The following is a 24,750-nucleotide window of genomic DNA, read 5'->3' on the forward strand; positions in this document are numbered from 1 at the left end:
AATCATTTCCCTTTAAATCGCTCGTATGCAACCTGATACTCTTTTAACACATCGTTAATTCCCATCTTCTCAAGTTGCTTCATTACTTTGTCATAGTCCTCAATCTTTTGGCGCCCCATGATCATGGCATTGATTGTTTCGGCTACATAGGTCTGAATATCGGCCATCAAAGGAACAACTACATCGTTTTCCTCTGTTGTGAATTGGACTGGAGGCAACTTGCTATCAAAATCGATATAGTCACTATATAACTCGAGCGGATTCTCCGTTTGCCCGTTAGCTTCTCGGATTTGTTCAGCATATCTGGTATCCGCTACCGTAGCCCAGCTTCCGCCCCCGATCGTATGGTTCAGCAGCTCTTGCGTATTCGTGAGGCCATTGGTCGGATGAGTTACTTCTTTCTTATAAATCGGTTCTCCGTTTACCAGATCATATGACTTGCCTTCAACCCCAAAGTTGTTCAGCAGAATGCCTTCTTCTGAGTATTGATAATCCAGCCATTTCATCACTTCCTCAGGATGTTCCGTCCGCGAGGAAACCGCTAATCCGTGTGCTGCTGCCTGCCAGCGGAAGGAGACATGACGTTGATCACCGTTCGGTCCTTTAGGTGGAATGGCTGGTGCAATTTTGAAGGTTGGATGTTTGCCCTCCATTAGGGTAGTAAAGTTCCCCATGTAGGAGCCAGACCAACCAAACCATGCCCCTGCCACATCGGTAGTCACCTTCTCAGTCAGGGTCTGGAATGTAGTATCTACCAGATAGTTCGGGTCAAGCAATTGTTCATCGTAAAGACGATGCAGATAGGTTACGACATCCTTGAATTTAGGATCATTCGGGCCATATTTTACTTGACCATTATCCACGAAGAATCCGTAATCGACGCCAAAGGCAGGCGCGAATAACATCATGATATTTTCCAAGTTGACTGTGACTAGTGGAATTTCATCCTTCTTGCCGTTTCCGTTGGCATCCTGCTCCCTAAAAGCCTTGAGCATGTTATACCAATCTTCGGTAGTTTCCGGCATAGACAGACCCAGCTTATCGATCCAGTCTTTCCGTACTTGTGGGAACATTTGAGTGAGATCCTGTGAATCAAGAACGAGATTAGGCAGGTAAAAAATGTGGCCTTCAGGCGAAGTAATTTGTCCCCGGATATCCGGGTTGTCGTCGAGGATTTTCTTGAAGTTTGGCGCGTTTTTCTCAATTAAATCTTCCAGAGGAAGCAGCGCGCCTTGTGTACCATATTTTCCGGAATCCGTGCCCCATAGATCATTGTAGATAATGTCCGGTAGCTTACCAGATGACATCAATAGGCTAAAGGCTTCCGCACTGGCTTCCGTACTATGCTGAAAGTCAATATGAATGTTAGTGTTCTCTTCCATTTGCTGAAAGGATAATTTCTCATTAAAATTAGTTCCTCTGAAATTGCCGCCGCTGGGTGACCAAAGTGACAGTTCAAGCTTATCTGAAACAATCGGGAGCTGCAGACCACCTACTGTTTTACCTTCCTTAGCGGGAGCTTGCGTAGCCTTCTGAACTTCCGCAGTAGGATCTGCGGTATTGCCTGTCTTAGTATTCGAACCGCCACAAGCAGATACGAGTGTAACTAATGACAACAGGACAGGCAGCAGCAGAACTAATTTCCTTTTAGCAACATTCATAATTCAACCCCCTATTAATAACTAAAAAATAAGATAATCATTATGATATATTCACTAACATCAATCAGAAGGAATCAACGATACATCAATAAATTTTTAAATGAGTCATCACTCTGAAAATTACCTTTTATAGGGGATATCCTCCTTTCAACTGCCTCTTTTCTACTTTAATTAGACGAAAACATCTGTTCTGACTTCTTTTTGATTTACATTTCAGAGTATCAGATCTATTATTTCACTAATCTGATATATATCTGATGTATTTCATTATATTTTCCAGCCTACATGATGTCAATATAATAATAAGAAATATCTCTAATAAGTGTGATCTTATATAACATGTACCTGTCGCAAAATGTTGAAATCCCTCAAATTTAATAGAAAACGCTTACAAATCTACTCGTATTTAACTGCTTTAAATAAACCATCTCTGATCTCATACAGATTAGGCACCATATACAACTTCTGCTTGCTTTTATTTAAAAAAATGCGTAATAATGGCCCACCAGCACCATTATCACGCTTTACTGATATTCTAAAGAGAACAGCCTTCGCAGAAAAACACCTTTTAAACCTTTTGATCGGCAGCATCCTGTTCCGAGATTAAGAGACTCAATTCCTCATGAAGCGTTTCCTCATCAATCATCTTTGACCAATAAGCGTTCAACAATTTACGAAAGCTTTTTAGAACGGCTATGGGAAGTCCTAAATCTTTAAGGTAGGAGAAGGTTGGGAATAACTCTCTGTACATCAGATATCTCGAAGGACGATTCAAATGATCCGCCGTACTCATCTCAGCGATCCGCTTTCGAGCTGGAATACTTACTGTGCGTTCCCGAATAATTTTCTGCGCTTCTACGGAAGCAAGGAAGTTAACGAATTGACGAGCCGCTTCCTTTTGTCTCGAATTTCCGACCACAGCTGCTCCGATCGTGACCAGTAATGTCTTCTGCGGATCTTTTGTTTTCAGCCTAGGTAACGGTGCAAGATCATAATCCAGCGTTAACGCCTTGAATTCATTTAAATTAAAAAAGGTCGTCAGAATCATAGAAACTTGTTCTTGGACAAACAAAGAAATCGTCTCATCTTCATGATTGCCAGCAAGATATTTAGGGAAAATCTGATGGTTGTTCACGAGCCTACTATATACACTGAGACTATTTGCCGTCTCCGGACTAAGTGTGCGGTGCTCGGTCCCGTCTGCCACGGTTTGAATCCCGCTCTGCAGCAGGAATACAGAATAACGGTTCTCGGAAGCAGGCACAAAATAAATAGCATGGCGTCCACGTTTCTCTGCCAACTGACGAGCCGCCTCAATCAAGTCATCCCAGGTCCAATAGCTATCCGGCTCAGGAAGATCCGCTTCCCGAAAATGAGCCTTGTTGTAGCACAGCACCACGGGGGAGAAGGAAATCGGATAAGCATACAACTGTTCTTCATGATAGAAAGCTTCAGTCGCGATTGGATATAATTCAGGATCAGGATCAAGCGATTCCAGCAGCTCAGCCGAGCCATTTTCAGCCATTTCCTGAAATTGCGTGCTATTCAGAGATACGGCATCAAGCATCCCATTATTGATCATCTCTACGGCAGAATTCACATGGTCAAAATCATTCAGCGCCAGCGGAAGAATATGAATACCGGGATGCAGTCGATGAAATTCACCAATTAGATCATCCAGCAGAAAGTCCTTGGACAGCGAGGCACTGCAGCCAAAATGAATACGGATTCTCTCCTGCACGGACTCCATAACCTTGCTTCCGACACGGTCAATTTTGACGATAAGGCCTTCTTGGACTAAAACATCCAGCCCTCTTCTGACCGATTTATTGCTTAACTCAAATTGCTTGGCTAGCATACTCTCTGCCGGCAGATAAGCACCTGGCTGTAGCACTCCACTTAGGATATCCGTACGAATCTTACCCACCATATGATCCAGTCGCTCTCGGAAGGAATGACGACCTGATTTATTATTCATGTACAATTCTCCCCGAAAAATTCAAATTTACATCATCTCCCTCTTATTTTGCGTCAACTCTGAATTGAAGTCAAATGGAAATTCCAGCAAATGCCATAAGAAAAGCCACCTGATTAGAGGTGGCAAACTTCCAAATTATCTATACGTAGGAGATTTCGCTATGCTAATTGTGTAATAACGAGATGAGCTGAAACAGATCTTGTTCCTCCAGCAAGAGGAGTAATAGTAAGTGCGGTGGAATTGCCAGCAGGATTCCGAACTGTCAGTATGGTGTTAATGACCGTTGTTTGCACTATAGCCATTTCTACGATTTCTGATGTACCTGTCGCACGTCCAACTACCGTATAGGCCAGATCTGCGCCATTAAGAGTCAAGATGAGTTGGCCTGCTTCGGTTACACTAACCTGAAACAACACCTGATAAGTCCCTATTGCCGCTAAATTAAAAGAACTAGGGCCCGTTCGTGCAATCGTCGTCCCGCTGGTAGGGCCATTTTGAGGAAAACTCACGTCTGTACCCGGTGCTACAGTTGCTGCATTATCAGGGGGCATCAGGGCAAAAAAATCAGCAAAACCCAATACTCCTCCTGCTGCTCCGGTCGCTCCGGTTGCTCCTGCGACTCCTGTCGCACCGGTTGCTCCGGCCGCTCCTGGTGCCCCGGTTGCTCCTGCTGCTCCGGCTGCTCCGGCTGCTCCTGGTGCTCCTGGTGCTCCGGTTGCTCCTGCTGCTCCGGCTGCTCCTGGCGCTCCTGGTGCTCCTGCCGCTCCAGTTGCTCCGGTTGCTCCCGCTACCCCTGGCGCTCCGGCTGCTCCTGGTGCTCCGGTTGCTCCTGCCGCTCCGGGTGCTCCTGGCGCTCCGGTTGCTCCCACTGCCCCCGGTACCCCAGGTGCTCCAGTCGATCCGGTTGCTCCTACAAAACCTTGTGGTCCTATTGCTCCTGCAGGACCAGGTAAACCTTGCGATCCCTGAGGACCTACGACTCCTTGTGCACCCGGCACTCCTTGCGCACCCTGAGGACCAACGGGTCCCGCTACACCCTGTGGACCCATTGCTCCCGCTGGCCCAGGTTGACCTTGCGGTCCTTGGGGTCCTGGGGGCCCACCGGCGGGACCTTGAGGTCCTTCTGCTCCTTGAATTCCTCGTGCTCCTTGGGGTCCTGGTACTCCTTGGGCCCCTTGTACTCCTTGGATTCCTTGTGCTCCTTGAGGTCCTGTAGCACCAACGACTGTTGGAGTGGTAACGTTCACTTCAGGCGGAGGACATGTGACTTGTACAATCTTCTTAATAACTTTTCGACGATGTTCTTTTCTTTTTCTTTTCGAAGGATATACAGTGGCGATTTTTTTCTTATGACATTTTTTATCGTCTGGACAACTCAATACGTACACCTCCCTATAAAGATAGTTCAGTGTACGCATCTTATTAATTTTAGTCATGGACCAATAACTAGTTTTCGCTAGACTGGAATCTATATCCAGAAAAAAGGGCTATAATTATAGGGTGCCGCCCTTGAGCATACTACAATGTCCACACCAACTTGGATTGCTTTTCGTATTTTATCACTAGGACAACTGACATTTCCCTATTAGACCCATATCTATGATTTGGGTCTTTTTTTATTTTTACAAATCATCCCTCAAACTCAGTTTATATCGCTTAATTCGCTTTCTGATTTCATAAAAAAACAGCCCCCAAATCCCGGGGGCTTCTAACCATTAATTATTATATTTTATCAGCAGGCTTACAAATCGCATTGCCCACCTTCACAAGAATATCAGACATCGAAGTCTCATCATTTACATCATAATCATCAATGTTCAAACGAAGCACTGGACAAGCTGTAAACTCGTTGATCCATTTCGAATATCTGCCATGCATATGTTCCCAGTAGGAAACATCCGTTTGAATTTCCATCTCGCGGCCACGTTCATTAATTCGAGTCAGGATGGAAGGCAGGCTGCCTTCGATATAAATCAGCACATCAGGGTGCGGGAAGTATGGCGTCATAACCATAGCTTCATACAAGCTAGTGTAGGTTTCATAATCTGTTTTGGACATTGTACCTTGATCTGCATGCATTTTCGCAAAAATACCGGTATCTTCATAGATGGAACGGTCCTGAACAAAACCACCGCCGAGTTCGAACATCTTCTTCTGCTCTTTGAAACGTTCAGCAAGAAAATAGATTTGCAAGTGAAAGCTCCATCTCTCAAAATCATGATAGAACTTTTCGAGATAAGGATTGTGATCGACCTGCTCTAGCGAGGTTTGAAAATTAAGTCTTTTGGCCAAGGCGCCTGTTAAAGTGGATTTCCCCACCCCGACAGTTCCAGCCACGGTAATTATGGCATTTTCCGGGATATGATATGAATTCATTTCATTAGCTCCTTTATATAAGAGACAATTTCAGTGAAGTGTTCTGGATTCTCCACGAAATCGACTGCATTTCCATCAATGGTAATAATTACGGTCGAAGGCTCCTGAATGGCAAGAGCGGCCATCGCGTCATCATAATCCTTAATTAATTGCTCCAAATATGCAGTATCCATCCCCTCTTCAAAGGGCCGCCCACGTTTTTCAATTCTGGTTAATAACGTATCTAAATTGGCTTTAATATAGAGGATAATATTTGGCTTTGGCAGGTCATCCGTAAGCACATGATAAATTTGCCGATACTTTTCACGTTTCGTTCCATTCAGCGTTCGTTCTCCAAAGATCAGGTTCTTATAAATATGGTAATCCGAAATGACCGGGATCCCTTTATCTATGTATTGTGTAACGGTATCTTCAAGCTGTTTATACCGATTACAGAGAAAAAACATCTCCAGTTGAAAGCTCCAATCGTCCATGTTCTCATAAAATTTAGCTAGAAACGGATTCTCATCGACAATCTCTTTAATGATCGGTAAATTTAACTCCTCTGCTAGCATAGACGCTAATGTTGTTTTTCCAGCCCCGATTGGGCCTTCCACTGCAATAAACGGTGCATGTCTCATTGACGCTGACTTCCTCCTCAGATACGAACCTTTCAATAGCTAATCAAGCATAAACGCCTTAGGCGTCTTTATAAGGACGGTAAGTGTGTATGCGAGAAATATAAGGATAAAGTATAGTGTGAAACTTATACTTTCTTTATTTAAAACAGACTAAATTATTGTATCACATGAGACCTTTCTTGTGAGTGGATAAATATGAAGAAACTTTTCCAGTAGTTCTAGCGTCTAAATGTAAGATAATGGATTAAATCGTGAACATATCAAATTTATCTAATAAGAAAAAGAGAGGTATTCCTATGAAAAAAAAATGGATCAGCATGGTTAGTGCTCTTCTAGTATTAAGCCTCGCCTGTAACGTAAGCGCAGCTGCAGCTGCAGCTGCAGAGAACACAACCACGACTACCAACCTCACTTCGTATGGCGCGGATTATCTGACCAAAACAGATGGTTCCTTCTGGGTATGGGGCGGTAATCGCTCCGTCCCCACGCAAATCCATGACCTGAATGAGGTACAAGCATACTTTGGTTCCCAATATGTAATGAAGAAAGACCTTTCGGTCTGGCAATGGAGAACATCGGCATACTCTGAAGCTGTTAAAGTGACCCCCGTTCAAGAGCTAGACAATCTGGTCGATATGTTCATGACGGGAAATAGAACGATAGCCCTTAAGGGAGACGGGACGATTCTAAGCGCCCCCCTTTCGTCCGATGGACTCACTACCTCCGCGTTCACACCCGTTTCCGGCGTCGATAACGTGGCTGCTGTGGGCGGTTACTATGAGTCTGATCTTCATAAGAGCTGGACACGTTACGTGTTCTTAAAGAAAGATGGAACTATTTCTACTACACGCGATGACTTCGAAAGCTTCGAAACCATCCAGAATTTAACGGATATTATTCAAATCAAAAACAATCTTGCACTTAAGAAGGACGGCTCCATATGGAGTTGGCCAGTCCAAGATTATTACAAGAACCAAGGAGCTCCAATAGATCTATCTGCGACCCTTCTCAAGGGAATCAGTAATATTAAAAGTTTAAAAGGAAATCAGAACAGCCTATTAGCCATTGATGGGGCCTCTCAATTATGGTTCTGGGGTGATACCATTACAGGTTCTTCAGACGGAACAACCTATCATGAACAACCACCGATTCTTCTAAAAGGGATCAAGAATGTAGTTGATGCTTACATCGTAGAGCGCTCTATTGTTGCATTAACCGGGGAAGGAAACGTCTATCAAACTTCTATTGAAAACGAAATGATGCCCGCAGATTCAAAATTTACACTTCTCGAAAAAGAAGTAAGTAGCCTAAAGAAAGGTGGACGACATATCATCATGCAAAAGAAAGACGGCTCACTCTGGGGCTGGGGCGTCAATAAGGACGCACAGCTGGGCTATGGCGACTATGAATTCAGCCATGCCGGGCCCGTTCCAGTGCAAAAGCCTATTTCGATCTCCTTAAACGGAGAATCTATCCCACTCTCAAATGGAGTTATTACTCGAAACGGACAAAATTTCGTCCCGCTTCGATCGCTGTTCGAAAAATTAGGAGCCACAATTACCTATAAAGAGAACATTACAGCTGCGAAAACAATAGATAAACAAATTATGATCACACGAACCACTACAGATAAACCGGCTCTCGCCATCAGTATTAACGGTGTAACTGGAGCGACAATGGTGAACAATAAATCCGTGAATCTTCCTACACTACCCTTCATCGTAAACGGTTCGATGTATCTGCCACTTCGCTTTATAAGTGAGCAGCTCGGAGCAAATGTCGAGTGGCTCCCACAGGAGGAGCGCATCGCCATCACGATGCAATAAGGAGTAATCAAAAAAAGGTGTCCCATCACGGGACACCTTTTTATTAATCTTAAGATAAACGTTCGCTGAAATCTTCGAAAGCGAACTGTTTGATTACTTTGATTCCCTCTTCTTCATTGTAACTAACAATAGAAGGCAGATTCACACCGTTAAACATATGATTCTTCACCATGGAATAATGGGCCATATCAAGGAATACGAGTCTGTCGCCGTATTTCAAAGGCTCCTTGAAGGAATAATCTCCGATAACGTCTCCCGCAAGGCAAGTCATTCCACCTAATCTGTACGTATAAGGAAATTCCCCAGGTTGTCCAGCATCGATAATGTTCGGACGGTACGGCATAGCCAGTACGTCCGGCATGTGGCACTCTGCTGAGGTATCGAGAATCGCAATGTCCATTCCGTTATGCATCACATCAAGAACGGTAGCTACCAGATATCCGGTATTGAGAGCTACTGCCTCTCCCGGCTCCAGATAGATTTCCACACCGTAAGTCTCTTTCATGTGTAGAATACACTTGACCAGGGTCTCCAGATCATAATCAGGTCGTGTAATATGGTGACCGCCACCGAAATTAAGCCATTTCATTCCTTTGAGATAAGGTCCGAACTTCTCTTCGACTACTTTGAGCGTACGCTCAAGTGTATCCGAATTCTGTTCGCACATTGTATGGAAGTGTAGTCCATCAATGCCCTCAAGCTCTTCCGGTCTGAAGTTAGGGAGAGTTACTCCCATTCTGGAATAATTGTAGCACGGATCATACAGCGGAACTTCGATCTCGGAATATTCCGGATTCACTCGAATGCCGCAGCTGATGTGCTTCGGTGCATTCTTAACGCGATCCTTGAATCGATTCCACTGGTCAAAAGAATTGAACACAATGTGATCGGAGTATCCAAGGAGCTCATCAAACTCACTATCTATATAAGCTGGTGCGTACACATGAACCTCTTTGCCCATCTTTTCATAGCCAAGTCTGGCTTCGAACAAGGAGCTTGAGGTTACACCATGCAAGTACTTCCCAACTAACGGATACAAGGAATGCATGGAGAAGCCTTTTTGCGCGAGCAAAATCTTTGCTCCAGTGCGTTCCTGTACAGAATTCATAATCTCAAGATTACGTGTAAGCAATCTTTCATCTACAAGGTAACATGGTGACGGGACCGCGCTGATATCTATATCCATTATCGCGCCTTAGTCTAACAGCGTTGGCGAGAAATCTTCTTGCCAAGGCAGACCATGTTTATTTAAAGCTTCCATGAATGGATCTGGATCGAACTCTTCAACGTTGAATACGCCCGGCTTCTTCCAGATACCTTTTATAATTAACATCGCTCCGATCATTGCAGGAACGCCTGTAGTGTAGGAAATGGCTTGGGAGCCAACCTCTGCATAGCACTCTTCATGATCGCAAACATTGTATACATAATAAGTTTTTGGCTTTCCGTCTTTAGTTCCTTGGATGATACATCCAATGTTCGTTTTGCCTTTTGTTCTTGGTCCCAAGGAAGCGGGGTCCGGTAAAATCGCCTTCAAGAACTGCAGAGGTACGATCTCTTTTCCTTCATACATGATAGGCTCGATAGAAGTCATGCCCACATTCTCAAGCACTTTCAAGTGAGTCAGGTAATTCTGCGAGAAGGTCATCCAGAAACGGATCTTCTTTACACCCTTGATGTTAACGGCCAAAGACTCTAATTCTTCATGATACAAAAGATAAATATCTTTTGGTCCAATTTCCGGAAGATCGTATACTTTTTTCTCGGAAAGCGGTGCAGTTTCAATCCACTCGCCATTCTCGAAATAGCGGCCATTGGCTGTAATTTCACGAATATTGATTTCAGGATTAAAGTTTGTTGCAAATGGATATCCGTGATCACCAGCATTGGCGTCTACAATATCAATGGTATGAATCTCATCAAAATAGTGCTTTTGAGCGTAAGCTGTGAACACGCCCGTTACACCTGGATCAAATCCACTACCAAGCAACGCGGTAAGGCCTGCTTTTTCGAATCTTTCTTTGTAAGCCCACTGCCAAGAGTATTCAAATTTCGCTGTATCTTGTGGTTCATAATTGGCAGTATCCACATAGTGCACTCCTGTTGCCAGGCACGCATCCATGATTGTCAGGTCCTGATATGGGAGAGCGACATTAATAACGACATCCGGCTCAAAGCTCTTGATCAGTTCAATGACTTCGTCCGTATTATCTGCATCGACCTGAGCAGTAGAAATCTTCGTGCGGCCTCCGGCTAATTTATCTTTCAGAGCGTCACATTTCGCGACAGTTCTGCTAGCTATGCAGATCTCTTCAAATACATCCGGGTTCTGGCAGCATTTGTGAACAACAACACTGGAAACACCGCCAGCGCCAATAATTAACGCTTTTCCCAAAATAAAAACCTCCTAAAATTCCATTTGCAAAATCAACAAGGCTGATTATACATAATATTTTTGAATAAATCAATAAAAACCGACAAAAATTGATGTTTATTGTGTAAAATCTTCAAGGATTCTTGTTAATACTCTTGAATGCTCATATTTCCTCGATTATCCACCTATATATCTAATGAAAATCGCTGGAATGGAGTAAATTTCCGGAAACTTGGACAACTAGATTATTCTATCACAAGAGGGGGCTACTTCATACGTTTATTTTAAACTCAATGAGAAACCTCACCACCCTTTCAACTCCGCGTAGAGACGTTCAGTTTCAGTGGCATCCTGAACGGCCATTCACCAGTTCCGATCAACAGCACTGCAATGAATATAAAGAGGGCCGTAATGTATACTCTTACCCGTTTTTGTCCCAATATTACCGTTGTTCCTATGCCCATCCGTTTCAAGATCCTAATTGAATGATCATTGGGGTTATTATACGTTGTCCCATTGATCCAATATTCATCAGCATCATGATTAAGAATTTCGAGCTGTTTTTTATTGGTTTGAATGGATTTGAACAGCGTAAGCTTCGGCATCCCATTCTACCTTAGCGCCTAACATTTCACTCACCAATCTTAAAGGTACATATACACTATCATTAATAAAGACTGGCTTTTGATCTGTGGCTATTACTTTTCCATTCACTGTCGTTTGTCCATTAATCGAATTTAAGATCAGCGTAGTAGATGTAGATTCCTTCACGGCAATAACTGATCTCGAAGGAACGTCCCAACGTACATCCACTCCCATTTGCTGAAATATTCCTCTTAAAGGAACGTAAGTAGAATTGTTGAGCAGTAAAGGAGGCATAGTCAGATCCATTTCACTATTGTTCAACAGGACCTGTATCGATTTCTTCACTGGCTGAGGCGTGTCAATCATAAAATCTCTAACCCCCAACCCAGTCTGTCCAAATTCATTCGTTCCCCATGCAAGAACATGACCGTCTTTTAAGAGCACATAATGATTTCTGTTCCCGCTGGTAATCGAAACTGCATTTTGAATACCACTAATCTGTTTAACATTCATCTTATTCTTATCGCCAACTCTCCACTGCCATACGGTTCCATCGGCTTTTACAGCAGAGTCCGTTGTCATCGATACGACATCAGTGAGTCCTGGAATCTGAATCGGCTGTAAAGTTCCACCCGGATTCATATCTGTGTAATTATTCCATAACCAAACGGTACCATCCCATCTCAAAGCTACTCCATTCCACCCATCAGTATCAACAGCTCTATACTCCCCGCCGCCTTTAAGTAGGGTAGGCTTTAGAACCGCATCCTTTTTAATGCCTCTAGTTTTAGATGAGCCCCATACCCACACCTCTCCGCCGTTCCCAAGTGCCACTGAATTATTCGATCCTGCAGCTATAGCTAAAATGGAGGGTAGTCCTTTCACCTGCACCGGTGTTAGCCCGTTTTTCCCCGAATTATCACCGAGTTCTCCTTGCTCATTGCCTCCCCACGCCCATACCGTTCCGTCTTTGCGAAGCGCTAAGCTAAATGTGTCTCCTGCTGAAACAGAAATCACATCCGTTAGCCCCTTCACTTGAACCGGCTCTAGAAGGACTGTCGAGGACTGCGCTCCAGTGCCAAGTTGTCCATGTTCGTTCCCCCCTACTGCCCACACTGTTCCATCATCTTTCAACATCAAATTATGACGGTAGCCACCTGAAACTTGCTTAACATGATCGATGCGCATTTTGACTGGAGTATACGCTGGTGTGGTTGCCCCATTACCAATAGAGCCGTATCCACCACCCCAAGCCCAGGCTGTTCCATCCGCAGTGATGGCATAAGCGCTTCTATCCCCCGCATCCAGTCCTGTGATGCCAGACAATAACTTCTTTTCATCCGGGAAATTCACAACACTTTCCGCTCTTACGAATAATGGTGAGGCTGTAGCTAGGATAATAGCTGCCCCAACAACTACAATACCTATTCGTCTTATCTGAATTTTAATGCTTGAAATTTGTCTTCCCACTTAAGATCACTCCTTTTAGAATCGGTAGGGTCAAACTGTTGATCTGCAACAATAGAGACCCCCACTGTATTCAATCTTCTTATATAGACTGTGGAATATTATGTAAAGTTGCGAGAAACTGTAATTTTTCAAATCAATTTATACGCTTTAACCTGTAGTTTAGGATTGAAGCTGATTTTAACTGTTTATATGGCATAAATCGCTTGTTGCTGCGCTCTAGGTCTCTCGTCCGTCTTTTGACACACTAAAACTTCAAGAGCATAATAAGCATCGGCATATTGCAACGGATTCCCACAACATACAGAGTTATGCAGGATTTTAGTGTGTTTTGCACCAGAGAGGATGATTACGAGTGAAAAAAGATTTTCAAATAAAAAATAAGCCCTTTCTAATTTTTAGCTTCATCCTGCTCTTAAAATGCGCAGTGGCCTGGTTCGTAGTATTTAGTGACGGCCCTAATTGGAGCATGCTGCTCACAGAGATCCCGTTCTTCTTTATCGTCTTTGGACTCATTGAGTGGATGGCTTCCAAACGGAAGTTTCTGTATTACATGATTGCGAACTTATTAATTTCAGTGATTTATTTTGCCGTCCTGATGTATTACAAGTATTACGGCGTAATTGCTACTTACCATGCTTTGGAACAGGCAGATAAGGTAACCAAGGTCGGAGAAAGCACATACTCCTTGCTGGATCCTTACTATTTGTTCATTTTTGTGGATATTGTAGTCTTCATGTTCTTTATGTTCCGTCCCAAATATATTGCGATCTGGAAAGAAAGAGGCATGAACCGGCGTATGAACCGAACCGCCTTACTTGGGATCATCAGTGTTTCACTTGCGATATGTGTCTTTAATATTTGGCCGAATCATGCCAGTATGAACGAGAACAAAAAGGCAGAGCGTATGGGGATTCTCAATTACGAGGTATATACCATTTTTGCCGACACCACAGAAAAGAAAGAAATGATCGACAGCAAAGAAATTACGCAGCAGTCTGTGGACGCTACAAAGGGAATTACGGAGCCAGTCTCACCAAAGTATTGGGCAGCGGCTCAAGGTAAAAATCTCATTGTAGTGCAAATGGAATCTTTTCAGAATTTCCTACTTGGCTTAAGCATTGACGGACAGGAAGTAACTCCCAATCTAAATAAACTTATTTCAAGCGAACATTATTTCAATAACTTCTATACAAATGCGGGGCAAGGAACAACATCGGATGCTGAATTTGTAGTGAACACCTCGCTATATGTTCCTCATCACGAAGTAGCCACTTCGTCCAACTATATGACTAAGGAGCTTCCGAGCCTGCCCAAGCTGATGAAAGCTAATGGATACAATACGGCCACCTTTCACACCAACAGCGTGGAGTTCTGGAACCGCAAAACCTTATACAAGGTGCTAGGCTTTGATAAATACTACGATCAGTCCTTCTATGGAGATGATGATCATATCGCATTTGGATCTTCTGATGAGGTGCTGTATGCCAAGACCGTTCCTGAATTAGTCAAAATGGATGCTAAAGACGATCCTTTTTACGCGATGGTCATTTCTATGAGTGCTCATCACCCTTATAAAATGCCAGAATCTAAATTTAAAATGACGTTGCCTAAACGGTACGAAGGGACCTTAGTCGGCGACTATGTTTTAGCCCAAAATTATGCGGATTACGCCATGGGACAATTTCTAGACGAACTGAAGTCCAGCGGGTTATGGGACGATAGCGTGATTGTCTTCTACGGAGATCATCAAGGTGTATCCCTGTATTCCCTTGACGGCAATGAGAAATCATTAATGGAGGAAATGGTCGGACACGAGTATGGATATACCGATATGTTCAACGTTCCTTTCATCGTTCATGCCCCGGGCATAAACCAACCTACTGTGTATACCCAAACTGGCGGTCAGATTGACATCTTACCAACTGTAGCTAATCTGTTAGGGATTTCTATGAAGGACCAGCTCCACTTCGGAGAAGATCTGATGAATCAGCAGACCAATCTGCTACCTGTTAGACATTTTCTTCCTACTGGTTCTTTTATTAATGACACAAGCTTGTACTTGACTGGTGTCGATTACGATGATGGAAATAACTATAACCTAATCGACGGTTCTGAAACTGAGGGCGGTTCGACACAAGCGCAATTTGATGCCGTTCAGCGGCTCTTGAATATGTCTAATAGTTATATTCTGCAACGGCCGGATTTATCTTCTACGGATGATGGCGAACAGAGCAAATAATTGATATTTAATAAAAAGAATGCCCTTCAGCCATTGGCCGAGGGGCATTCTTGCGTTTATTAAAATAATTAAACCGTTGTTGCAGGCACACTCTCAAGAATTGCCTCTTGCTCTACAGGTGCGTTAACCAGCATATACACACGAGATTCGTAAGGGCGTAATGCCACTGTCTCGATCTTCTCGGCAGGGTCAACTTCATAGTTATTCAACAGCAACTCACTGGAGTCAAATTCCAAATCAAACGGAAGGTCGAACAGCGCTTCCTCTGAAGTCAGGTTTGACATGACCAGCAATTTCTCATTGCCAAGTGTACGAGTATAAGCGTAGATTCGTTCATCTTCAGGCAGGATCAAATCATAGGTTCCATAAACGGTAATAGGATTAGCGGCCCGAAGTGCGATTAGCTTTTTATAATGATGGTAGATGGAATCAGGGTCCTGCTTCGCACGCTCCACATTAATCTCCGTGAAATTAGGATTGACCTTCATCCAAGGCTTGCCGCTACTGAAACCAGCGTTCTCAGAGTCATCCCATTGCATTGGCGTTCTAGAATTGTCGCGACCGTTCTTCCAGATAACCTCCATGACTTCTTCATGTGATTTTCCGGCTTCTGTCTCTAAACGATACAGGTTCTTCATCGCCACATCATCATAATCATCCATGGAATCAAATCGTACATTAGTCATCCCAATTTCTTGACCTTGATAAATAAACGGTGTTCCTTGCATTAGGAAATACATTGTAGCCAGCGATTTGGCCGATGTCTTCCAATACTCGCCATCATTTCCCCAAGTGGAAACTGAACGTGGTTGGTCATGATTCTCGATAAATAATGCATTCCAGCCTCTACCCTCAAGACCTTTTTGCCAGCGGGAAAGTGCTGATTTCAGCTGCAGAACATCCAAGCCACCCGTAACACTCTTATTCCAAAGAGCTAAATGCTCGAATTGAAAAATCATATTGAATTTGCCCTGCTCCTCGCCTACCCACATTTCCGCTTGATCGACACTAACACCACTCGCTTCACCAACGGTCATAATGTCATAACGATCAAATGTTTCCTGTTTCAGCTCCTGAAGAAAATCGTGAATTCCTTCCCGATTCATATGACCCGCGCCGGACGAAACGAACGGAAGATTATCTGGATTTGGCAGATCAGGAAGACCTGGAATTTTCTTAATATGTGAAATAGCATCCACTCGGAAGCCGTCGATCCCTTTATCTAGCCACCAATTGACCATACCGTATAATTCCTGACGCACTTCAGGATTCTCCCAGTTGAGATCAGGCTGTCTTTTGGAGAAGACATGCATGAAATATTGCTCTGTAGCAGGGTCAAGCTCCCAGATCGAACCGCTAAAAATACTCTCCCAGTTATTCGGTTCCTTTCCGTCCTTAGGATCTCTCCAAATATAATAATCGCGTTTCGCATTGTCCTTGCTGGAACGTGCTTCTACAAACCAAGGATGTTCGTCAGAAGTATGGTTAATGACAAGATCCAGAATCAGCTTCATACCCCGTGCATGAACCTCGCTTAATAGCTGATCGAAATCAGCCATACTGCCGAACTCCGCCATAATATCCTGGTAATCCGAAATATCATATCCATTATCATCGTTCGGGGATTTATAAATAGGACAGATCCAAATGACATTGATGCCAAGGTCCTGTAAGTAATCAAGTTTTGAGATGACTCCCCGCAGATCTCCAACACCATCGCCATTGCTGTCCATAAAGCTCCGTGGGTAAATTTGATACGCTGTGGCTTCTTTCCACCATGTTCTGTTCAATGTATGCAGCTCCTTCGTATTCATATACCCTCTTAGGAAAATATTTTCCTATTTAATTCACGAATTAGTGATTTTCATAATAAAACTTAAGATTATCGACTAAAATACTATCTATTTAGGGTTTATTTAAGGAAATTATTTTCCTATGCGATCATTATAGGATCTTTTATTTTCCCGGTCAATAACAATCTTTTGGATTCTTGAAGCTATCCGTGATATGCTTGCAATATATTCTAGAACGAATACAAGATTGGAAAGTTATGGTGATATTCTTGAAGGTAAAAATTAAAGATATAGCCAAAATGGCTGACGTTTCAATAGCTACCGTTTCAAGGGTTGTCAATAACAGCAAACCGGTAAACGAGGAAGTTCGTAAGCGTGTATTGGAAGCCATGAAACAAATGAATTACCGCCCTAATGTCATCGGTTCAGATGCAGGTAGATCGGATACACCTCTGATTGGTGTCATTATTCCGCAGAACAGTAATACCGTGCTTGATGATTTCAATATTGGCATACGTGATCTCGCCGAGCTATATGGTTATGATGTTTTGGTCGGGTTAACAGACGGAAGTGTTAATAGTGAACTTCATTATTTGAACTTATTCCACCATATGGGGACTGAGGGTTATATATATGTAGGCTCGGTTCCGAGTAAGGAGCATTTGGAGATTATCCAGAAATCCGGGTCACCTTGCGTGTTAGTTGGAGAACAATCTCAGATTGATTCGATCCCTTCTGTCCATCTGGATAATGTTACCGCCTCCTATGAAGCCGTTACTTATCTGATTCAAAAAGGACATAGAAGTATCGGCATGATCCGGGTATCTGGAGATAATGCAGTGGGTGGCGATCGATATCGCGGCTATCAACAAGCGCTTATGGATGCAGGCATTACCTTAAGAGAAGAATGGGTAGTAGAAAGTGGAATGGCCGTAGAAGATGGAAGTGACGCTATGCGCCGGATTAAGGATAGCGGGGAGCTACCTACTGCGGTTTTTTGCTCCACAGATTGGATAGCTGTAGGGGCGATGAATTTTCTGATTGATAACGGTATTCGGGTGCCAGAGGATGTTGCGGTGTTCGGATTCGATAATAGCTTTATCGCTTCTGTCGTTCGTCCCAAGCTGTCCTCGGTGGAATACTCTGGAACGGAGATTGGAATGACTGCTACCCGAACTTTAATCAAGCTGATTAAAGGGGAGACAGGTATTCAGCATCATGCAAATGTAGCTCATTATTTGGCAATTCGTGAAAGTACGGGTTAGGGAAAGCTTCCCTAACCCTATTTTTAAATCTGATAATGGTTATTGTGTAAATCCTACACGGGCGCGTTCCCGTCCTTTAGTATCTAGTGTGATGGAACAGACGGAAGTCATGGGAATATAAAGCTCCTCAAATTCTGTCCGATATTTGATAAACTTCTCAGTTACCGTTTCCAAAATGCCTTTTCTAGCGTTAGAGCCATCTACAAAATAAATGGTTACCTCTTTGCCCTGCAAAGCTTCCAGCATCATTCACTTCACTCCTTCGACTTACAGATTTGTGATAACTTTGTCGATAATCCCGTACTCCACTGCTTCCTCGGCTGACATGAAATAATCCCGATCCATGTCTTGTTGTACCTTCTCCACCGTCTGTCCGGTTCGGTCCGCTGTAATCTGGACAAGCACTTCCCGTAGCTTCAAAATACGTTTGGCTCTAATCGCAATATCACTGGCCTGCCCCTGCGCACCACCATGTGGCTGGTGAATCATAATCTCACTATTCGGCAGCGCATAACGTTTACCTTTAGCCCCAGCTAACAATAGAAGTGAACCAAAGGAAGCCGCCATACCTGTGCAGATCGTATTTACTTGCGGTTTAATGAGCTGCATTGTGTCATAAATACTTAATCCCGCTGTTACGGAGCCCCCTGGACTATTGATATACATGTGTATATCTTTATCTGGATCCTCAGCTGATAAGAACAGCAATTGGGCAACAACACTATTCGCTAATTGATCCTCAATCTCCGCCGCTACAAACACAATTCGGTCCTTTAAGAGCCGCGAATAAATATCGTAGGATCTTTCCCCTTGATTCGTTTGTTCAATGACATAAGGAATGTACGCCATGCGTATGCGACCTCCATCCGTTTATTTTATTTGAAATCTACCCTGTAAACGGATTAGTCTATGGATAGGATACGTTAAGCGGGCAAAATATTATTTTTATTATTGCGTATCTTAATTTGGAGCTCATTCGTTTATTATTAGAAGTAACCGAAAGCACTTTACCGGAAAAGGGGTTATGCAGAGTGACCAGCCTTGAGAAGCTTAGCGCCGGCCATGAACCGGATGAGAATCATACCACGTCTTTGCAAATGGCCCTGAAGCGGTATTGCCTTACACTGACACAATCCCCGTGGGAAGCCGAAGATTTGGCTCAGGATACGTGGGTCAAAGCACTGGGCTATATGAAGACTTCCAAACATTCGAAGCTGAAGAGCGATATGAACGATACAAGTCAAATGAACAATAATTCAGAACATACAAGTCGTACGAATTTCAGCTCGCTAACGAATCATCCGAATCCTGAGGCGCTACTCCTGCGGATTGCCAGAAATACCTGGACAGATATTATGCGGCGAAAAGCCACGTTGTCACGAGTGCTGGAAATGGATCAACCACGGACAGAGGAAGCAGCAGAGTATGGTTTATTTGAGATTGAGGCTGCTTTTCAAGCCTTACAGAAGCATCTGTCTCCACTGCAGCAAGCAGTGTTCCTGCTCCGCGATGTATTCGAGCACTCCGGAAGCGAAGCTGCCGAAATCCTCGACACCACAGAAGGAGCCATCAAAGCTGCTCTGCATCGAGCCCGCCAAGCCCTCCCTGCAGTCAGACAAGAGCTTCTTCAATCTAACGGCCCCTCCATACTGCAGGAGACGGAACTACAGATTGCCTTGAATCGTCTTGCATCCGCCTATGAACAAGGACAAATCGCCGAGTTGATTGAGCTTGTCCTTGCAGATGAAAGTCAAGAAACTGTAATGGCCGTGTCCAGCCAAAACTTCCAGAGCTTCCAAAGCGTTCAACCTTTCCAATCTGGCGGATTCAGCTCTATGGGCTGGAACTATTCCGAGCCAGGAATGCGGATGGTGGCTTAGTCTTTCGTGACGCTATTTCGTAATACTGGAGTAAGCTTAGCCAAATGAAGCACATTACGTTACGTTATAACCGAACAAATATTAGTTTTGAAAAGTGTGAGTTTGATGAGATAGGTATGTTTTGTGAGTTAGGTCAAAAACGAATCTACTGCACTATCTGCAATAGATTCTTAATAAAAGTGACTTTTAAGTCGATTTCTCATCTTTTGATTGTATAAAGTGCAATAGAATCAAATTATGTCCTATATAGTTTAAATTCTATTGCACAAAGTACAATCACACTAATGAAATCTCCTCACATATCTTTATGCTTCATTCATCACCACTCATCACTCTTTAAGGTACAATTCCCCTGCTTTCTATGGAAACCTTTAATTAGACTTATAAATAAACATTAATGTTAGTTAGGAGTGATATCTAATGAGGAAAATTCTTATCTTAGGCGGCACGCGCTTTTTTGGAAAAAGGTTAGTTGAACGATTGCTACAAGATTCCGTAAACGACGTAACAATACTTACACGCGGGGAAACTAGCGATTCCTTTGGAGATCACGTTCACCGTATCCATGCGGACCGTTTCCAAGCAAACGAGCTCGCTCAGGCGGTAGGAGATACACTATGGGATGTCGTGTTCGATAATATTTGTTATTCACCGGACGAAGCGGATCAGGCACGCCGGATTTTTGATGGTAAAACGGAACGGTATATCCTCACCTCAAGTTTATCCGTTTATGATTTCAGTGAAGAAGCGCTGACCGAGGACATTTTCGATCCTGAAACTTACCCTATCCGCCACGGAGGGCGAAATGATTTCACCTATCAAGAAGGAAAAAGACAGGCGGAAGCCGTCTTCATGCAGCAGGCTAGCTTTCCAGTCGCCACGGTTCGCTTTCCAATTGTGCTGGGAATAGATGATTATACGCGAAGACTTCATTTTCATATTGAGCATGTCCGTAATGAGTTGCCTATTGGTATACCGAATCCCGAAGCACATATCTCCTTTATCCGTTCGGATGAAGCTGCTGATTTCCTATATTGGCTAGGCTGTAGCTCTACTATGACAGGACCGTTCAACGCTTGCTCAGACGGTACGGTTAGAATTAAGGATATTCTCACAATGATTGAAGAAGAAACAGAGAAACACGCCATCATCCAGAAGCAAACCGCAGACGAGCATATGTCACCCTTCGGAATTGAACAATCCTGGTTTATGGATACGACAAAAGCCCGGTCGGCGGGGTACAAGTTTCTCAATCTAAAGAACTGGCTCCCAGAACAAGTTAGCTCTCTGAACAAAACCTACGAGTAATATACGCCCTCATCCTCCCTCATTTATCTAAACGACAAAACCTCTGCGAATATTTAAATAATTGCACTCTATACAACTAAATCAGGCCAATCAGGCTTAGGTTCAACTTTAGTTGTATTTTGTGCAATTAAAATCTAGCTAAACACCACTAACAGCCAATTCTCGTAGAAATAATTGCACTAAGTGCAATTAAACACTCATAGCAGAAAACACAAACTTTAATAGCTGCATTAAATACAACTAACCACAAAAAAGGCAACCAGAAGTCTCCCTCTTAGCTACCTTTTAACATTACAGAACTAGCAAATCAAGTCACTCCCTATATGTGTGCATCCGATCAAGAAGCAAACCTCTCCCTACCTATGCGGAGATTGTCAAATAAGAGCGCTCCTCAGGCGTTTCAGCGCCAGGTGAGTCACTGTCATCCCCAGCGATAATCTCGTCTACTATGTCCGAATTAATCTTGAAGACGTTGATTTCCTTGAATAATTTTTGCGAAATCTCATTAATCTCAACAGCTTGGCGGGCAATGTCGTGGATCGCGTTGTCCTGTTGTACGCTAGAGGCATTCACCTCCTGAACCCCTGCCGCAGTTTCCTCAGCAATGGCAGCCACGTTGTGAACAGACTCTGCGAGTCTACGATTCATAGTCTGTGTCATATCTACCTTGTCATGGATTTGCCCAATCTGCTTACTAATCTCAACGATCGACTGATCTATCGCTTCAAAAGACGACAACGTTTCTGCCACTTTTTGATCCTGCTCTTCAAAATTTCCTTTGGTCTCCAGCATATATTGCTGAAATTCATCCATCCCTGCTTGCAGCTCGTTAATAATCTGACTGATATGTACGGAGGACTCTTTGGTCTGATCAGATAATTGTCTCACTTCATCTGCTATGACAGCAAAGCCCTTCCCATAAACTCCCGCCCGCGCTGCTTCAATCGCTGCATTTAGTGAGAGAATGTTGGTCTGGTTTGAAATGTTTGTGATCGATTTGGTAATTCTGGAGATATCCTTCGATTGGTCGCTCAATTTGGTTAAAGCAAGATATACTTTATTCACAGACTCACGTGAGTGCTCTGATACCTCGCGCAAAGCGATGACGGCCTCGGAACCTTTTCTAGTATTGTGATTAGCCGTTTGACTTGTCGAGAGCATAACCTCGGTATATTCCGTAATTTCATGAACTTCCCGTTCCAATTCCTGAATCAAGCTTGCGCTCTGCTCCGATTGTCCGGCTTGCTGCTCAGCGCCTACAGAGATTTCCTGTATTGTGCTTACGATTTCTTGGTTCGTATGAGCGGTAATCGATGAAGATTGTTGAAAAGAGTGCGAATAAGTCGCAAGCGAAGAAGCTACCGATTGGGTCTGCTGAAGCATTTCTCGTACCCGCAACACCATATGGTCGAAATGATGACTCAGACTTCCTAGCTCATCGTTATATGGCGAATTAATCTGCTGCCGCAAATCTCCCTCAGCAATTTTACGTAGAGCATCTTGCAGCTTATTTATAGGGTTCAGGAAGGAATGAATAAGCATCACAGCAATAATAAGTGTGAAAATGAATACTAGTATTGCTGCATAAGCCCCCATAGAACTAGTCAGATTTAACAAATCAAAAGAATAGTCTTGAGCCTTCTCTGCGTTCTCTGCTGCTGCTGTATATAGTTTCTCATTGGTCTCCAGCATAGCTTTATTCATAGCCAATGCCTTCGTATGTAATTCATCAATTCGTTCCAGAACGGCCATGGGATCAAGCTGCTCATCCTTTAGGGTATTCACTAATCCGTCAAAATAGCCTGTATATCCTCCAACTTGATTATGTAACTGTTCTAACTCCTTAGACGCTGGCGAATCTGCTTCAAACTTCACTTTACCCAATTCTTCCATTAGCTTTGTCTGCTTGTCCTTAAAAGGTTGGGTAAACTCTAAATCGCTAGAACCCGCTAGAGAGGTCTCCACACTGTTCATTTCTTGAAGCAGTTGAGTAATGGTGGATACTGTAATTCTTTTTTCCATCTCCATTTTTTGTGTTTCCATAGAGATTTCTACTTGATTGATTTTATAGTTTTGGTATAGCGCTACCCCTAGAAAGAATAGTACCACGGCAGAAAAACTCAAGATCAACTTCCACTTCATTGATAGATGCATAGACCTAGCCTTCAACAATATCATCCTCCGTATAAAGCCTCATATGGCAATAGGTACTTTTTACTAATATCTAAATTGTAGAAGCTGTACATTAAATACCGGACACAGTTTTGTATGAGAAATGTAAATTTTGTCGAGTACACGTTCACAACTATCCTATTGCAATTGACGTAACGTTAAGTGCTAAAATACTTCTCATAGGGCGCCTTATCAATCAATAGAACGGGAGTTGTCTATGAGTGGATTTGTGACCATTGATAAGCTTTCTACGCAAATCGGACTGACGAGTCGGACGTTGCGTCACTGGGAAGCACAAGGATTATTTGAAAGTCACCGTGAGGCTAGCTCGGGTTGGCGAATTTATGATGAGCACGCAATCCTTGCCATTCAAATCACTGCATTATTAAGAAAGCTTGATATTAGTATTAAAGATATCGGAACCGTTCTAAAGAACATGTCCGTACAGTCCTTGTATGAAACACTTCTTCAGCAATCCGCTTCAATTCATAATGAGAAATCCAAGCTAACACAAAAAGATCGCGAAATCCGCTTCTTATTACAATTAATATCCGCACGTACGGAGGAGTCCATAACTAACCATTTGTTATTAGAGCTGAATGAAGAATCATGCAATACATTGGATGATTTGAATGAGAATGAGGAGGTTCTATCTATGACAACAATTAAACACTCTCCACCTATCCATGTAAGATTCATTACACTTCCAACTATGAGATTTGCTTATAACATTGCAGTCAGTACATCCCCAGAGGATGAAGCTATGCTACCTGTCTTGGAATGGTTGGAAGTTAAACACCTCTTGGGGACGGCACGTTTATTTGGCGGGAATACAAATCCGCATCCTAGTGGTGAGAATAACCCTTATGGCTATGGATTCTGTGCCTCCATTCCTGAAAATGTAGAAATACCAAGCCACCTTAAAGAGATGCGGTTCGACGGCGGTCTCTATGCGATGACGGAAAGCAGTGATGATATCTACGGCTCATGGCAAGCACTGATGAGTTTTTTGGATAATAACCCTGATTATCAAGCTGACCACGATTCAAGATTATGTCTTGAGGAGCATATCCGTAACGATAGTCCCAAAGGCAGCGGAAATGAGTATGTATTAAATCTGCTCGAACCTGTAAAAAAGAGAGCATAAAACAAGACGCTCTCCTTTGCCCATCATGGCATTGGAGAGCGTTTTTATTATCATCA

General features: G+C 43.3%; 19 protein-coding genes. 6 read left to right on the forward strand and 13 right to left on the reverse strand.

What is annotated here, in order from left to right:
• Positions 1–2 precede the first annotated feature (2 nt).
• The 5 genes from MKX35_RS24690 to MKX35_RS24710 all read right to left on the reverse strand — a co-directional run bounded on the left by MKX35_RS24690 (position 3) and on the right by MKX35_RS24710 (position 6,635).
• Positions 3–1,661, reverse strand: coding sequence for an extracellular solute-binding protein (locus MKX35_RS24690; RefSeq protein WP_042186709.1), 1,659 nt, complete (start codon positions 1,659–1,661; stop codon positions 3–5).
• A gap of 568 nt (positions 1,662–2,229) precedes the next feature.
• The gene (locus tag MKX35_RS24695; RefSeq protein WP_076298587.1) at positions 2,230–3,639 is read right to left on the reverse strand and encodes an extracellular solute-binding protein; all 1,410 of its coding nucleotides are present in this window, start codon (positions 3,637–3,639) and stop codon (positions 2,230–2,232) included.
• A 158-nt stretch (positions 3,640–3,797) separates the two neighbouring features.
• The gene (locus MKX35_RS24700; protein ID WP_076298588.1) at positions 3,798–5,018 is read right to left on the reverse strand and encodes a collagen-like protein; all 1,221 of its coding nucleotides are present in this window, start codon (positions 5,016–5,018) and stop codon (positions 3,798–3,800) included.
• Positions 5,019–5,361: 343 nt separating this feature from the next.
• On the reverse strand, positions 5,362–6,015 hold the full coding sequence (locus MKX35_RS24705) for a deoxynucleoside kinase (protein WP_076298589.1): 654 nt from the start codon (positions 6,013–6,015) through the stop codon (positions 5,362–5,364).
• On the reverse strand, positions 6,012–6,635 hold the full coding sequence (locus MKX35_RS24710) for a deoxynucleoside kinase (RefSeq protein WP_042186703.1): 624 nt from the start codon (positions 6,633–6,635) through the stop codon (positions 6,012–6,014). Before MKX35_RS24710 ends, MKX35_RS24705 begins: the two co-directional genes overlap by 4 nt.
• A 296-nt stretch (positions 6,636–6,931) precedes the next feature.
• Between MKX35_RS24710 and MKX35_RS24715 the strand changes: the two genes are divergently transcribed.
• Complete coding sequence (locus MKX35_RS24715; protein WP_081382755.1) at positions 6,932–8,461, forward strand: stalk domain-containing protein; 1,530 nt, start codon at positions 6,932–6,934, stop codon at positions 8,459–8,461.
• 49 nt (positions 8,462–8,510) lie between these two features.
• Here MKX35_RS24715 and nspC read toward each other — a convergent pair whose 3' ends face one another.
• From nspC to MKX35_RS24735, 4 genes are all read right to left on the reverse strand, one after another.
• The gene (gene nspC, locus MKX35_RS24720; RefSeq protein WP_042186699.1) at positions 8,511–9,647 is read right to left on the reverse strand and encodes a carboxynorspermidine decarboxylase; all 1,137 of its coding nucleotides are present in this window, start codon (positions 9,645–9,647) and stop codon (positions 8,511–8,513) included.
• A gap of 9 nt (positions 9,648–9,656) precedes the next feature.
• Complete coding sequence (locus MKX35_RS24725; RefSeq protein ID WP_042126167.1) at positions 9,657–10,856, reverse strand: saccharopine dehydrogenase family protein; 1,200 nt, start codon at positions 10,854–10,856, stop codon at positions 9,657–9,659.
• 293 nt (positions 10,857–11,149) lie between these two features.
• Positions 11,150–11,440, reverse strand: coding sequence for a hypothetical protein (locus MKX35_RS24730; protein WP_076298590.1), 291 nt, complete (start codon positions 11,438–11,440; stop codon positions 11,150–11,152).
• Positions 11,400–12,890, reverse strand: coding sequence for a stalk domain-containing protein (locus tag MKX35_RS24735; RefSeq protein WP_076298591.1), 1,491 nt, complete (start codon positions 12,888–12,890; stop codon positions 11,400–11,402). Before MKX35_RS24735 ends, MKX35_RS24730 begins: the two co-directional genes overlap by 41 nt.
• Positions 12,891–13,242: 352 nt before the next feature.
• On the opposite strand from MKX35_RS24735, the gene MKX35_RS24740 reads away from it, so the two are divergent.
• On the forward strand, positions 13,243–15,129 hold the full coding sequence (locus tag MKX35_RS24740; RefSeq protein WP_076298592.1) for an LTA synthase family protein: 1,887 nt from the start codon (positions 13,243–13,245) through the stop codon (positions 15,127–15,129).
• A gap of 68 nt (positions 15,130–15,197) precedes the next feature.
• Here the strand turns inward: MKX35_RS24740 and MKX35_RS24745 are convergent, their stop codons facing one another.
• Complete coding sequence (locus tag MKX35_RS24745) at positions 15,198–16,919, reverse strand: glycoside hydrolase family 13 protein (protein WP_076298626.1); 1,722 nt, start codon at positions 16,917–16,919, stop codon at positions 15,198–15,200.
• A gap of 272 nt (positions 16,920–17,191) precedes the next feature.
• Between MKX35_RS24745 and MKX35_RS24750 the strand changes: the two genes are divergently transcribed.
• Positions 17,192–18,187, forward strand: coding sequence for a LacI family DNA-binding transcriptional regulator (locus MKX35_RS24750; protein WP_256716226.1), 996 nt, complete (start codon positions 17,192–17,194; stop codon positions 18,185–18,187).
• Positions 18,188–18,226: 39 nt separating this feature from the next.
• Here the strand turns inward: MKX35_RS24750 and MKX35_RS24755 are convergent, their stop codons facing one another.
• Both MKX35_RS24755 and clpP read right to left on the reverse strand, forming a co-directional pair.
• Positions 18,227–18,436 carry a hypothetical protein gene (locus tag MKX35_RS24755; RefSeq protein ID WP_231573413.1) on the reverse strand — a complete coding sequence of 70 codons (210 nt, stop codon included), beginning with the start codon at positions 18,434–18,436 and terminating at the stop codon, positions 18,227–18,229.
• An 18-nt stretch (positions 18,437–18,454) separates the two neighbouring features.
• Entirely contained in the window at positions 18,455–19,036 is a 582-nt protein-coding gene (gene clpP, locus MKX35_RS24760; RefSeq protein ID WP_076298594.1) for an ATP-dependent Clp endopeptidase proteolytic subunit ClpP, read from the reverse strand.
• Between the two features lie 116 nt (positions 19,037–19,152).
• On the opposite strand from clpP, the gene MKX35_RS24765 reads away from it, so the two are divergent.
• Positions 19,153–20,067, forward strand: coding sequence for an RNA polymerase sigma factor (locus MKX35_RS24765; protein WP_341044448.1), 915 nt, complete (start codon positions 19,153–19,155; stop codon positions 20,065–20,067).
• A 420-nt stretch (positions 20,068–20,487) separates the two neighbouring features.
• Positions 20,488–21,375 (forward strand): NAD-dependent epimerase/dehydratase family protein, encoded by an 888-nt coding sequence (locus tag MKX35_RS24770; protein WP_076298596.1) that lies wholly within the window; start codon positions 20,488–20,490, stop codon positions 21,373–21,375.
• A gap of 360 nt (positions 21,376–21,735) precedes the next feature.
• On the opposite strand, the gene MKX35_RS24775 is transcribed toward MKX35_RS24770, so the two are convergent.
• The gene (locus MKX35_RS24775; RefSeq protein WP_076298597.1) at positions 21,736–23,529 is read right to left on the reverse strand and encodes a methyl-accepting chemotaxis protein; all 1,794 of its coding nucleotides are present in this window, start codon (positions 23,527–23,529) and stop codon (positions 21,736–21,738) included.
• A gap of 235 nt (positions 23,530–23,764) precedes the next feature.
• Between MKX35_RS24775 and MKX35_RS24780 the strand changes: the two genes are divergently transcribed.
• Positions 23,765–24,694, forward strand: coding sequence for a MerR family transcriptional regulator (locus MKX35_RS24780; protein WP_076283252.1), 930 nt, complete (start codon positions 23,765–23,767; stop codon positions 24,692–24,694).
• Positions 24,695–24,750: the final 56 nt, after the last annotated feature.

This window comes from Paenibacillus sp. FSL R5-0923, assembly GCF_038009145.1.
Lineage (GTDB): Bacteria > Bacillota > Bacilli > Paenibacillales > Paenibacillaceae > Paenibacillus_AQ.

What these genes read in the sequence shown, in the direction of transcription:
- MKX35_RS24690 (WP_042186709.1), bottom strand. Translation starts at nt 1,661, where the DNA reads ATGAATGTTGCTAAAAGGAAATTAGTTCTGCTGCTGCCTGTCCTGTTG.
- MKX35_RS24695 (WP_076298587.1), bottom strand. Translation starts at nt 3,639, where the DNA reads ATGAATAATAAATCAGGTCGTCATTCCTTCCGAGAGCGACTGGATCAT.
- MKX35_RS24705 (WP_076298589.1), bottom strand. Translation starts at nt 6,015, where the DNA reads ATGAATTCATATCATATCCCGGAAAATGCCATAATTACCGTGGCTGGA.
- MKX35_RS24710 (WP_042186703.1), bottom strand. Translation starts at nt 6,635, where the DNA reads ATGAGACATGCACCGTTTATTGCAGTGGAAGGCCCAATCGGGGCTGGA.
- MKX35_RS24715 (WP_081382755.1), top strand. Translation starts at nt 6,932, where the DNA reads ATGAAAAAAAAATGGATCAGCATGGTTAGTGCTCTTCTAGTATTAAGC.
- nspC (WP_042186699.1), bottom strand. Translation starts at nt 9,647, where the DNA reads ATGGATATAGATATCAGCGCGGTCCCGTCACCATGTTACCTTGTAGAT.
- MKX35_RS24730 (WP_076298590.1), bottom strand. Translation starts at nt 11,440, where the DNA reads ATGCCGAAGCTTACGCTGTTCAAATCCATTCAAACCAATAAAAAACAG.
- MKX35_RS24755 (WP_231573413.1), bottom strand. Translation starts at nt 18,436, where the DNA reads ATGATGCTGGAAGCTTTGCAGGGCAAAGAGGTAACCATTTATTTTGTA.
- clpP (WP_076298594.1), bottom strand. Translation starts at nt 19,036, where the DNA reads ATGGCGTACATTCCTTATGTCATTGAACAAACGAATCAAGGGGAAAGA.
- MKX35_RS24770 (WP_076298596.1), top strand. Translation starts at nt 20,488, where the DNA reads ATGAGGAAAATTCTTATCTTAGGCGGCACGCGCTTTTTTGGAAAAAGG.
- MKX35_RS24775 (WP_076298597.1), bottom strand. Translation starts at nt 23,529, where the DNA reads ATGCATCTATCAATGAAGTGGAAGTTGATCTTGAGTTTTTCTGCCGTG.
- MKX35_RS24780 (WP_076283252.1), top strand. Translation starts at nt 23,765, where the DNA reads ATGAGTGGATTTGTGACCATTGATAAGCTTTCTACGCAAATCGGACTG.